Genomic DNA, 12,554 nt, shown 5'->3' on the forward strand with positions numbered 1-12,554 from the left:
CAAATAAGCGTTTGCGGCTTCAATCTACCTCTGGTTTTCTTCTGGCGTATAATCAAATCAAAAGAAAGTGCCGAACAATAAAAACTTATGAAACGAACTTTTACTGCAAGTATATGGCAGGAAAGTAACTGGTTTGTAGCACAGTGCTTGGAGATTGATATTGCTAGCCAGGGCGAGACTGAAACTGAGGCATTGGCTAATCTTGAAGAAGCTTTGTCACTGCATTTTGAACCACCAGTAGCTACTATTATTCCTCAAATTAAGACACTTCAGGTAGAAATAGGTGCCGCTTAAACCATTACCTTATCGTGAAGTTAAGCGTAGATTAGAGGCAGCAGGCTTTGAAGAAGTTAGCCAAAAGGGTAGTCACGTAAAGTTTGTCAAATCTACCGAAGAAGGAACCCGTACTGCGATCGCACCTCGTCATCGAGAAATTACTATCGGTACGCTGGGCAGTATTTTACGACAAGCTGGGATAAGTGGAGAAGAGTTTGAGGTTTTGTAAGGGCGGCGTAGGGGTGAAAGGGGTTATGGTTAAAGCGATCGCTTAAATGACGGAAAGTACCTATAAACATCTTTATCTGTGCAACACCCTCACAAAAAGCACGGTTTATTCCAGTACCTACTCAGATCATAATTTGGCTAAATCTTGCCGCAAACCCTGCCCAATATATAACTTGAGCAAGGCTTGAGGTGAGATATCTTGACTAGCTGCTACTTTTTCGAGCGATCGCAATGTATCTGTTGGTATCTTTATTGATACTGTCTCTGTTGCACGGGGTCTTAAGTGTAGTTCTTGTTCTTCTTCAGGCTTATTCATATTGCTTTTTTTCAGTGCTAGTAGTGAGATGATTTGTTGATTAGGATGGCGTGCGATCGTCTTTATTATGACAGTGCAATCACTGAGGTAAGTATTTTCATTAGTAATTTAAGCTGTACGTGCTTTAGCTAAACTTTCCCTCACATAATTAATTATGTCCTCTGAACAGTTTCAAGCAGCACACGACAGCATATACAACACTGGTACACGTCTTTTACAGTACCTTCAGGAAATTCGCCAAGGTCGCCTCAGTGAAGGAGATGATACCAAAGGTTTGCAGAGTGTCGAGGATGAGATCAACAAAGCTCTACACGCATTGAAAGAGCAAAAGTATCAAGTAGCTGTGATTGCAGCGATGAAGGCTGGCAAGAGTACCTTTTTGAATGCCGTGATCGGCGCTGATGTTCTGGCAAGTGAATCAGAAGCCTGTACAGTCTGCCGTACTGATATCCGACCAATTGACGCTAGCGCTACGCCAAGACTGTTGGAGTATCGACAGGGGCAAAAGAAACCTGTTGTTATTGCCGAGGGTGACTCTAGTGTGATTCGGCAAAAATTTTTAGAGCAAACTCACAAGCTTCGAGCCACAGCTAATCATGACAATACCACACGCTTTGAACTAGAGCATCCTATAGAGGCGATCAACAAACTGTCATCACTAACTGGTTTTACCTTAGTTGACACTCCAGGCCCCAACGAGTGGGAATCCGCAGGCTTTAGTACAGTTTCACTCAAGCAAACAGCTTTGGAAGCACTGCGAACATCTGATGCTATTTTGTTTGTTTTAGATTACTCATCCTTCAAAGACAATACTAATTCAGAGTTGCTTCAAGACTTGATAGCACAGCGTGGAGAATTCCTTGCAAAAAACACTGGGAAAATCTACTTCATTCTCAACAAGGTTGATCGAAAAGCAGAAGGAGATCGAGCAATTGATGATGTAATAGCAGATTTAAAGCAGGCTTTGATAGGATTTGGCATTCCAGATCCCATAATATATCCTACAAGTGCATGGCAAGGACTTTTAGCTAAATTAATCCAACAAGGTACAGCCAGCGATAGCCATTTAAAGAATTTCAAAACATTCTTTAGTGCTAAATATGCGATAGAGAATGAGGAAGGCGACTCTGTAACCCCTGCTCCAAAGAAAATTGCACCACAGGCTTTAAAAGATAGTTTTATTCCGACTATTGAAGAATCAGTAATTCAAACTGTAGTCCAAAACTCTGGGTGGAATCTTCTAAGTGATGTTTTGGCAAGTCTTATTAAGGCAGGTAAGTCCATTGAAGATACTCTGAACACACGGTTCATCGGTTGGGAGATGGAGATTGAAAGCCTTAAACAAAAAGTAGAAGAGTACAGAAAACGTGCTATTTCGGCTAAAAGAAAGGTTGAAGATGTCAAGAACTCTGTAGAGCAACAAAAACAGAAGTTAATGAAGGGCTTTAGCAAAGGAATTAATATGTTTGCTGAGGGTGCTAAAACTAACATACAAGATGAAATTGATCATATTGCTCACTCTAGGTCTGCTAAACCCCAAACAAAAATTCAAAATAACCCTCAAAAGATGGAAATACAAGAATTTAATACAGATAAATTGGGAGGAATTATAGAGGATTTGACTGAAGGTATACTTGATTTTTTTCCTGGTTTAAGAGGTTTAAGTAAAATATTTAGAGTAGGTGTTAAAGTTGGAGAATCCTTATTAAACTCTCTTACGAAATCTTTTCCCGAATATTTGAATAGCCAAGATTCTTATGTGGAGATAGAGCAAACCAAAATTGCTGATCCATATAAAATAAGAGTTAAGTCTAAAAAAGATGCTGAAACTATTAAACTCACAATTAATCAATTTTGCGCTCCGCATATTCAGAATTTATGGTTAGAAACGCAAGATAGGTTGGTTAGAGACGGAACAAAATTCCGAGAAGAATTAGTGCAAATAATCCAAAATGATATTCAAATGATATCAAATGAGTTATCTGATTATCTTGGACAAACTTTAGAAATTGAGTTTAATATTAATAAAATTCAATTTCCAAAATTTAAATTTAAAGGTATTGACGCAGTAATTCAACATCAACAAGATATCATTATTGGAAACAAATCAAAAAAGATAAGCGGGACTTGCTGTCAACCAGATTATTATGTTGATATTCCAATTCAAGGAAACGTTTACGACATTGACTTAAAAGAAACAGCAAGGTTAATTCAGCAAAAGATAGATGAGCAAGTTTCGAGAAACCAACACCTACTAGAGCAAGTTATTGATAAACAGGTATCGAAAGACTTCAGAGATGCAGAACAGCAAATTAATGACTACATGAACAAGTTTCAAGAGCAGTTTGACAACGTGTTGAGAGAACGCGAAACTAGAGAGGCCGAAAAGGAGCAAATTCTTGCGACTGTTGAAACTCAGAAAGTAAAACTTAATGAATATTTGAGCGAATTGGCTCCTATTCAAGCATCTTTAAATAATTGGAAGGCAGTATAAACTCTTAGAGGTTGTTTGAAAAGTCCTCTTGTCGGTATCAAAAGTTTTAGATCCCCCTAAATCCCCCTTAAAAAGGGGGACTTTGACTCCAGTTCCCCCTTTTTTAAGGGGGGTTAGGGGGGATCAAAAGTGCCTAAAGTTACAGAGAGAAACTTTTCAAACATCCTCTTAGGTAGGCGGCTAAGACAGCCTTAAAAAGCTCATTAACCCACGCACGCCGCTGGGTTTCGTTTGTATCGCCCCAGAATTCTATTCTGAGGGCATTTTATTTGTTACCCTTCTGGTAATTTAGCAAACGCCTGCTCAACTAACTCCTTTGACTTAGCATCCAAACGCAGCCAATCTACTTCACCAAATTCATCGATTAAACTAGTATCAATATCAGCAACTTCTTTCTGTGGTGTGTATTCAAGAAAACACACTTCATAACACAGTTCCCACAAATCGATACTTGCTTCTTGCTGTTGACGCTGCAAACGTAGATGATATCCTGGATGGGGCATCGGCAGACGAGTCAGAGTCTTTCTGATTTCATCTGCTTCTTGAGGCGTTGCAGTTTCCATTGCTTGCAACAGTTCAGTCACCAATGCTTTGATTTCATCAGTGGTGCTAGGCGGCCAAATCAGGACATCATGGTAAGTTCCCGTCCAGGAAGATTCATCAAGCAGCTTGCGGATGTTGTCGATAACGCGAATGAAAGCAGGTTGCATGAGAATTTCAGCCTGCTGCCATGCAACTGGATTTGTTATTTTAGGTGGCATTGGTAATAAACAGGGGCACTAAAAGAAAAATAAACAGTCTGCGTTTATTAAAAAGCTGCGTTTTTAATCTAAATCTTTTCTCAAGATAGCGGATTTCATTGAAGAAAATTTGGAGATATTTATTACCAGCTGGAAAATTAGGTAATAACTCTGGGGAGGGAATATGATAGGCAAGCTACTAGACCATCGTTACCAAGTAATTCGAGTCCTCGCGATGGGAGGATTTGGTCAAACATACATTGCCCAAGATACTCGGCGGCCCGGCAACCCTATTTGCGTTGTCAAGCACCTCAAACCCGGAACTGACCCCAGAGTTTTTGATACTGCTAAACGCCTGTTCAACAGCGAAGCCGAAACCTTAGAAAAACTGGGCAACCATGACCAAATACCCAGGCTACTAGCGTATTTTGACGAAAACCAAGAATTCTATCTAGTACAAGAATATATTGAAGGACACACCCTAGCTGAAGAACTTATACCTGGTAAGCGCTGGAATGAAAGCCGAGTAATTCAACTGTTGCAGGAAGTTCTGGAAATTCTCGAATTTGTCCATCGCCAAGGCGTGATTCACCGCGATATCAAACCGGATAATATTATCCGTCGCGCCTCAGATAATAAGTTCGTTTTAGTTGATTTTGGAGCAGTGAAGCAACTGCGTACACAGATGGTAACAGTGGGCGGACAACCCTCTGCCACAGTCGTTATCGGTACTCCTGGCTATATGCCCACAGAACAAGGGCAAGGTAAACCTCGTCCCAACAGCGACATCTATTCCCTTGGCATCATTGCCATTCAAGCACTAACAGGATTACAGCCGACAGAATTGCAAGAAGACCCAGAAACGGGGGAAATCATCTGGCGTCATTCAGTAACCGTAAACCATCGACTGGCGGCAGTGTTAACTAAGATGGTGCGTTATCACTTCAAAGACCGCTACCAAAACGCTACAGAAGCACTGCAAGCGTGTAAAGACGCGATTAATCCTGTATCTACACTTTCCATACCTCAAGAAGCCGCCAAAAGTTCTAGTTACCAAGCAGGCAAATCTCAGCCTCAAGTATCTCGGTTGCAAACTGTTGCAGTTGCACCAGCAAATCCTGTCAAACCTGCGCGTCAAGACTCTAGTAAATCCGACCCCTGGCCGATATTAATCGGTATATTATTAGCGGGTAGTGCGGCTGCCTTGGTAGCAAATGTATATCCAAATGTAAAAAATTTAGCTTTAAATCTTACAGGTAAGGATACCGCTTTAGCAAACAAATGCTCGGCTGTTGTCGTCGGAAATTCTAATATTCGTTCTGAACCTAGTTCGATAAATTCTGATAATGTTTTGCAAACAGTTGCTGATAACACCAATTTCGAGGTGACTGGCAAGCGGACAAGACGAGGTTGGATAGAAGTTAAACTTAAATCTGGTCGTTTGGCTTGGGCACACTCGGATGTGATAACCAATAATCAAGAATGGGGTTCTTGCCTGCGCGACAAGGGCATTGCAACTAAGATTGTAGATGATAGTAGCTTGATTGCGACTCGAACAATTCCCAAGGCAAAACCAAAATCGAGGAATGTAGTCACTCCATCACCAGAAAAGCCAAAAGGGTCAACTGATGATGGTGGGAAATCAGAACGATCGCAGCCTAATGATAACAGTGCCAATATTATAGAACAAGCCAGAAAGAAGTACGAATCAGGAGATATAGTGGGAGCGATCGCACTTTTAAGATCGATTCCGGCAAATGCTGCTTCTGGTATCCAAGAGACAGGCAAAATGATTGCTCAGTGGCAGGAAGATTGGGCTAAGGCGGAGGCGTTATCTAATGAGATCAACAAAGCAATAGATGATGGTAAATGGGATAAAGTTTTAGATTATAGAAACCATCCAGAAAAATTGCCTAATACTCAATATTGGCGAAACAAAATAGAACCATTATTTAAACAAGCGGCCGAAAATATAGCAAAACAGGCATTACCTAAAGTAGAAAATCAAGGTAATCAGAAGAGTACCGAACAAAAACTTCCTGATACTAACCAACCTGCCACTACAGAGAGTCCTAATGCTACAGAAACTCCTCAAAGTGGTTTTTAACAGTTACGAGTGCTAAGTGAAGAAAGAGTACTCAGCAATGATGTATGCGGGTATTAGCCCCGCTCCCGCTAACGTAACTCAGCACTCTTCATACTTTCAAATTACAATAAACCTCGTTTTCCATTGGGGCGCACAGTCATCCAATTTGTTTTTGCTAGTGCTAGCTGCTCATCAGAAATTTTGGCACTGGTGAGATTAGCACCACACAAATTAGCTCCTCGGAGGTTAGCATTGCTAAGATAAGCATTGCTGAGGTCTGCACCTCGCAGGTCTGCCCCTTCTAAATCAGCATGGTTAAAGTATGCTTTGGTCAAATTAGCATCTTTAAGATTTGCTCGAGTGAGACTGGCTCTGCCAAAGTCACTATTGTGAAGATTAGCTCCCTGAAGATTGGTTTTTTGCAATTGAGCAGAATGGAAATTTGTTTGGGATAAGTCAGCCCCTTGCAGATTCAGCAAATTTAAATTGTGTAGGGCAAAATCCCGTCTTCCCTTCAGATAGGCTGTTAATAAACTTTGGGTATCTAACTTCCGCTCAACTCTAGAATTTTGAACTTGTGAACCATTACTGTTGCTGTTAGCTAAAGTGGTTGATTTGGCCATTCCAGAACCCTGGTGTAATCCACCCGCTTCTGCTGCCTTGGCTCGTCTAGCGCGAATTGCTGCCGCTACCTGTGCTACTCCTGTATTGCTAACACCAGTAGAAGGGTGATTAGATAAAACAGCAGAATTTTCCAGGTAGTTATGTGTTCGCTCTTTAGATCCACTATCAGATTTAATCAGTAAACCCTTGGCTAAACTATCTAAGTATGGTTCTATTTCCAAGGCTCTGAGAACTTCTGCCGCTGACTGATAGCGACTACGTACAGACACGTCTAACATTTTTCGCAAGACATTGCTCAAGTGGTCACTCACTTGCACAAGCTGCTCCCACATCATCTCGCCGGTGTTGGGATTGTAATCTAAATCTTTAGGAGTTTTGCTAGTCAGTAAATAAATGCATGTCACCCCCAGTGCATAAATGTCACTGGCGTAGACTGGACGCATAGCCATTTGCTCTGGAGGCGCAAAACCAGGAGTACCAATGGCATAAGCAGTTAATGCTGTCTGTCCTGATGGACTTGCCGCACCTTGACTGATTTGGTTTTTGACGGCACCAAAGTCAATGAGTACCATTCTGGCATCTTGAGTGCGGCGAATTAAGTTGGCTGGCTTGATATCACGATGAATCACCTTTTGCTCGTGGATGTATTGGAGAAGTGGCAAAACTTCGCTCAAAAATTGCTTGACTCCAGTTTCGCTCAAGATGCCGTTAAGTTTGACCTCCTCCTGCAAGGTATCACCACTGATGTATTCTTGAACTAAGTAGAATTGCTCATGATCTTCAAAATAATCTAACAATCTTGGTACTTGGGGATGATTGCCAATCTTACCTAGAGTTTTGGCTTCTCGCTCAAAGAGTTCTCTGGCCATCTGTAAAACGTGTGGGGCGCTTCCTGATGGGCGTAATTGTTTGATTACGCAACTCGGTTCTCCTGGTAGGCCTTGATCATTGGCTAAGAAGGTTGCTCCAAAGCCACCCTGACCTAATGGTTTGATCACCTGATAGCGATCGCGCAACAGTAGTTGCGAGCCACAAGACTGACACCTTTGGCTATATGCCAAATTTTCTGGATTGGGACAGGTAGGATTTAAGCAGTAGCTCATGCACTCTCAACTCGCTGCACGAATAATCACGGGGAGTGTTATACTCCCTTTCAATTATTTAGATATTAATCAACTCCTGCCAGGTCATTTTTGCTGGAAATCCTTTGAAGAGTTGCTAAAGTTTAGCTAAAATTACGTAAATCGACTGCTAGAACAAGATAATTTATTATACTTACACGGGTAAATTTGGAGGGCAGTGCCCAATGCCAGTTGCTTTACTTGGAGAAACTCCAAGACCACACTGGCTCTCCGACAGAAAATCGCTGTAGGATTTTGGATGCCCAAATTTGGAGGCAATTTAGCTAGCTTTCATGTTTACACTAATCAATTGTTCGATAAGGGCAAAAACGTCACTACGGCTGAGTTTCTCTTTACCATTAGCAAGGGCGTCAAGAGTTCCATTAGCCAAGGTTAAGGGAATTTGGCAAAAATCTAAGGCTGGGCCAGTAGGAAGGTCTTTAGTATAAGCTTCTGCCAGGGCTAGATTGCGCCGGGCATACTCTTGCATATTTTCTACATTCCAACCCTCTGGGAAGAATTCTACCCCACGCCCCAAATCTTCAGTATGGTTACGCAGGATATTAACTGCTTGCAAGCCCCGACCAAATCCAATTGCCTGGGTACGGTTCGTTTGTGTTCCATCGTACCAAGCCCATAAGTCCGAAAGTAACAATCCCACTGCACCTGCAACCCCAAAGGTATAACGATCCAAATCAGCTTCTGTGGAAATTTTCCAGTTTCTTTCTGCCCAATAAGCCATCCGGTCTGCCATTGCAGCAGTGGCATCCCAAATTCGAGGTGCAATGGTGTCTGGTGCTAGCAGCGACCATTCTCTAATGCTCAAAGTGACTTCTTCTAATGAATTCTCATACCCACTAAATCCTGCAAAGAAAGCATCTACCGCGAAGCCATCAACCCCTGCCTGTAATGTCAGGCTAATGCTTCTTAATAACTTCGCTTTAGTAACATTATCTAATTCAGGATGATCTTCAATTTCATCAATGGCACGCATACACAAATATGCTGATGCTACTGCTTCTTGCAATCCTGGCGGTAAAAGACTAATTGGTATATAAAAAGTTCGGCTAGTTTCTTTGAGGATTTGCAATGCATCTCTACGTAAATTCATGTTTTCACTCCCCGCTTGATTTTTGCACCACATGAAGTTTGCAGTTTTTTGATGATACTGGATATAGTTTTGACTAAACCTTAAAAACTATAGACTATAAGATACGCTAGTATTTCATCTAAAAATTAATAGTTTTGGTGTTGCAATTAACAAAAGTCTCAAATTGATCAAAGTCTAGTCCAGTATATAGGTTTTTGGTTGCAAAAATGTGTGAGGTGTCGTTTGATATAGCTTTCATAAACTTTTAATATAGATATAAAGAATTATGGTAATATTTGGCTGAATATCACAAAATTTTTCCATGAGCAAACATGCATTTTATGGATTTGAAAGCGTTTAAAGTCTGCGTTAATCTGACTAAAAAAGTGTAATTATTGTATATATAAAGACAATTTAGGAACAGATGACAACGAATAACAGCATTGGTACGCACCTTTAGATGCGAACAGCGGTTTTCCGAAGAATTAAGGTAAGTTAAATTGGACACAGAGGGCTGCGACGGTCTACGTCTACGCTAATCAGATATTGACCATAACCCATAACCATAAGTTCCCGTATATTTACTACATTGACAATAAAAAAGTGGGCTGTTTGCCCACTCAACAAAAAGTTTCTGAATATTTTTACCTAGAACTGATGCGACCAAAGGAATTAAGGGTTTAACAAGAGAGGCAGGAAGCAGGAGAAATAGAAGAATATTGTCCTCTGTCTCCTGCGGCAACGAGAGGGAGCAACGGTCTAAGTCCCCCACCAAAATCTCTGCCTACTTCATTTGTTTTCCATTGGTGTCAGCCCATTAATGGCTGGCCCGTTGATTACCTGTCCCTGCGTATTAAACCGCGAACCGTGACACGGGCAATCCCAGGTTTTTTCTGAAGAATTCCAGGCGACGATACAATTGAGGTGAGTACAGATTGCAGAATGTTCGTGTAATGTACCGTTTTCATCTCGATAGGCTGCGACTTTTGTCAAACCATGCCGCACTACTGCACCTGTACCGGGAGTGACTTTTTCGACGGAATCAACATCCCCTGGTGTCACCCACTCTAAATACTGGGCAGCAACGTTGAGATTCTCAGATATAAAATCACCTACTCCACCAATTCTCGCACGCGATGGGTCATAAAGCTCTGCCCAGGTATTCTTTCGCCCTAAAATCAAATCTGTTAAGAGTATGCCCGCGATCGTGCCGTGGGTCATTCCTATGCCTGTATCACCGGTGACGATGTAGACGTTTTCTTCGTCAAAGGGGTTTTTGCCAATGTAGGCTATACCATCATCAGAATTCATTACCTGACCTGACCAGCGAAATAAAACTTCCTGTGCCATCGGGAAACGTTCTCGTGTCCATGTCTCAAGTTTGGCATATCGTGAGGAAGCATCGTCAGCTTGTCCGGTTTTGTGGTCTTCGCCGCCAACAATTAAGACATCATACTGTTCGTCAATGCTTTGCGTTCGCACGTAGTGGTAAGGATCGAGGGTATCCCAGTAAAGCGCTTTAAAAACAGAATCGTGAGGCACTTTTGCACCGATGACAAAAGTCATATATGGAGCCTGCTTAAAATGCATAGTAGCCAAGTTACTGATGGGTGAGTTGGTGGCTACTACCACAGCATCAGCTGTTACAACTTTACCACTGCTCGTCTCAACGCGGGCGGGTAAACCACCTTTGATTTTTTCTACGTGCGTCCCTGTGTAAATTCTACCACCACGGCGTTGAATGGCTTCTGCAAGCCCACTTAGATACTTCAGCGGGTCAAATTGCCCTTGTTGGGGAAAGCGTAGACACACTCCTGTATCAAAATCAGTTAGCGGCGCTTTTTTCACCATTTCTACATCAGTAAGTCCAGCTCGGTGTACTGCTTCTAACTCCTGCTGAATCTCATCTATTGATTTTAGGTCTGGGGGAAAAAGATAGCCGTCAAGTCGCTCAAAGTCACAGTTAATGTTTTCTTGAGTAGCGATCGCCTCTATAGTATTAATTGCTGTTGCATGACTTTGGGCAACAAGTTTTGCACCCTCTTTACCGTGCATTTGCTCCAGTTCGTGGTAACGATAAGTTAGCACGTTCGATAGGTGTGCTGTTGTTCTTGCCGTTTGACCGCCACCAATGGGGCCATCATCTAACACGACTACTGACTTACCTTCGCGGGTTAACATATAGGCAGTTGACATCCCCGCTATCCCAGCACCGATAACGCACACATCTGCATGAGTATTTTCGGTAAGCACAAGTTGATCTGGGACTTCTGCCGTTGTCATCCAAATAGAAATAGTTTTACCAGAGTCGTTTCGCATATTCTTATAGAGTCTCAAGCCAAATTTAGTTACTGGAAAGAAAGTTTTAGGGATAAGGGCGATGGCAAGGTAATAGGACTTATGCACAAGATATTTCCCAACTCCTTAACAAGTTGGCTCTAGAGAGTCATCCTTTTTTTAAGGCTTGGTTGAGGGAGCGATTTTTCAGATTTTCAGTGTGTAGGTCTTGACTAAAAAGGAAGGAGAAATGAAAAGTATTTTCGCGTTTTCCTTTTTTGTTGTGCCTCAATATACCTTACAATCCTTGCTAAAACTAAGTTAAGATGTGTATTCCAGCTTGTTGTTTTGTAAGTCTAAACTATTATTTATAAATAAAGTATCTGTAGCATGATAGACATTGAAAATATACTTTATTGGGGATGAAGTTGGCAGAAAAATATACTATGAAAAGAGGTGAGATTCTTCTATAATTTCTTTATATTTTGATTAAGCATGAATTATCAATATGGGTGAAGCTATTAGCTTGTAGTGCTAATCCCAGATTATGGTGAGAGATTTCAAAATTAGGGTCGAGGCGTAAGGCTTGTTGGTAGGCGGCGATCGCCTTTGATTTCTTGCTCAGGGATAATTGTGCGATCGCTATTGGCCAATTCTCAAAGGAAACAAAGCGATACCTGCGGCGGGTTGCACCAACGCCTTTTTAACTCGGCAGTTCGTGTTCAAAGGTGCAAACTTCGAGTTCAGAGGTGGAATTATGAGGTTTTGAAGGGGAGCGTAGAACCACAGGATCGCACATTGCCTCAATGCAATCCTTGATACAGGCTACATTATTAATTAGCTCAATTTCTCTGCTGCGCGTCCAAGCAGCAACTCGTCGTCAGGCATCGCCTCTGTAAAACCCGAAATGACTAACGAAGAACTGCTGCAAATTATTGAACAAGCTGTCAGAGACAAGGTGACAGAATTAGACCTTTATTTTAAAGGCTTAACAACGCTGCCACCGGAAATTGGCCAACTCACCAACCTGCAAACCCTCAACCTCGACAGTAATCAACTGAGCAGTCTGCCACCGGAAATTGGCCAACTCACCAACCTGCAAACCCTCAACCTCGACAATAATCAACTGAGCCTGCCAACAGAAATTGGCCAACTCACCAACCTGCAAACCATCGACCTCTTCATTAATCAACTGAGCCTGCCAACAGAAATTGGCCAACTCACCAACCTGCAAACCCTCGACCTCAACAGTAATCAACTGAGCAGTCTGCCACCGGAAATTGGCCAACTCACCAACCTGCA

11 protein-coding genes are annotated in these 12,554 nt (G+C 41.9%); 5 read left to right on the plus strand and 6 right to left on the minus strand.

Annotation, left to right across the window (positions count from 1 at the left end):
• The first annotated feature begins 87 nt into the window (after nt 1-87).
• Together ABF638_RS20190 and ABF638_RS20195 are read left to right on the plus strand one after the other, a co-directional pair.
• Entirely contained in the window at nt 88-294 is a 207-nt protein-coding gene (locus ABF638_RS20190; RefSeq protein ID WP_435024773.1) for a type II toxin-antitoxin system HicB family antitoxin, read from the plus strand.
• Nucleotides 284-505, plus strand: coding sequence for a type II toxin-antitoxin system HicA family toxin (locus ABF638_RS20195; RefSeq protein ID WP_435024774.1), 222 nt, complete (start codon nt 284-286; stop codon nt 503-505). Before ABF638_RS20190 ends, ABF638_RS20195 begins: the two co-directional genes overlap by 11 nt.
• A 126-nt stretch (nt 506-631) precedes the next feature.
• Here the strand turns inward: ABF638_RS20195 and ABF638_RS20200 are convergent, their stop codons facing one another.
• Nucleotides 632-820 (minus strand): hypothetical protein, encoded by a 189-nt coding sequence (locus ABF638_RS20200; RefSeq protein ID WP_435024775.1) that lies wholly within the window; start codon nt 818-820, stop codon nt 632-634.
• A 316-nt stretch (nt 821-1,136) separates the two neighbouring features.
• Here ABF638_RS20200 and ABF638_RS20205 point away from each other — a divergent pair, with 316 nt between their 5' ends.
• Nucleotides 1,137-3,314 carry a dynamin family protein gene (locus tag ABF638_RS20205; RefSeq protein WP_435024776.1) on the plus strand — a complete coding sequence of 726 codons (2,178 nt, stop codon included), beginning with the start codon at nt 1,137-1,139 and terminating at the stop codon, nt 3,312-3,314.
• Between the two features lie 272 nt (nt 3,315-3,586).
• Here ABF638_RS20205 and ABF638_RS20210 read toward each other — a convergent pair whose 3' ends face one another.
• Nucleotides 3,587-4,075: a hypothetical protein gene (locus ABF638_RS20210; RefSeq protein WP_435024777.1), complete on the minus strand. Its 489-nt coding sequence runs from the start codon at nt 4,073-4,075 to the stop codon at nt 3,587-3,589.
• Nucleotides 4,076-4,238: 163 nt separating this feature from the next.
• Here ABF638_RS20210 and ABF638_RS20215 point away from each other — a divergent pair, with 163 nt between their 5' ends.
• On the plus strand, nt 4,239-6,161 hold the full coding sequence (locus ABF638_RS20215; RefSeq protein WP_435024778.1) for a protein kinase domain-containing protein: 1,923 nt from the start codon (nt 4,239-4,241) through the stop codon (nt 6,159-6,161).
• Between the two features lie 101 nt (nt 6,162-6,262).
• On the opposite strand, the gene ABF638_RS20220 is transcribed toward ABF638_RS20215, so the two are convergent.
• The 4 genes from ABF638_RS20220 to ABF638_RS20235 form a co-directional block, all read right to left on the minus strand.
• On the minus strand, nt 6,263-7,867 hold the full coding sequence (locus ABF638_RS20220; protein WP_435024779.1) for a protein kinase domain-containing protein: 1,605 nt from the start codon (nt 7,865-7,867) through the stop codon (nt 6,263-6,265).
• A gap of 298 nt (nt 7,868-8,165) precedes the next feature.
• Nucleotides 8,166-8,996 carry a squalene/phytoene synthase family protein gene (locus tag ABF638_RS20225; protein ID WP_435024780.1) on the minus strand — a complete coding sequence of 277 codons (831 nt, stop codon included), beginning with the start codon at nt 8,994-8,996 and terminating at the stop codon, nt 8,166-8,168.
• A gap of 768 nt (nt 8,997-9,764) precedes the next feature.
• Nucleotides 9,765-11,294 carry an FAD-dependent oxidoreductase gene (locus ABF638_RS20230; protein WP_435024781.1) on the minus strand — a complete coding sequence of 510 codons (1,530 nt, stop codon included), beginning with the start codon at nt 11,292-11,294 and terminating at the stop codon, nt 9,765-9,767.
• A gap of 436 nt (nt 11,295-11,730) precedes the next feature.
• The gene (locus ABF638_RS20235) at nt 11,731-11,898 is read right to left on the minus strand and encodes a tetratricopeptide repeat protein (RefSeq protein WP_435024784.1); all 168 of its coding nucleotides are present in this window, start codon (nt 11,896-11,898) and stop codon (nt 11,731-11,733) included.
• A 261-nt stretch (nt 11,899-12,159) separates the two neighbouring features.
• Here ABF638_RS20235 and ABF638_RS20240 point away from each other — a divergent pair.
• The coding region (locus ABF638_RS20240; protein ID WP_435024782.1) for a leucine-rich repeat domain-containing protein at nt 12,160-12,554 on the plus strand (395 nt) is incomplete at its 3' end.

The sequence above is a fragment of the Nostoc sp. CALU 1950 genome (assembly GCF_051172895.1).
GTDB classification, from domain to species: domain Bacteria; phylum Cyanobacteriota; class Cyanobacteriia; order Cyanobacteriales; family Nostocaceae; genus Nostoc; species Nostoc edaphicum_A.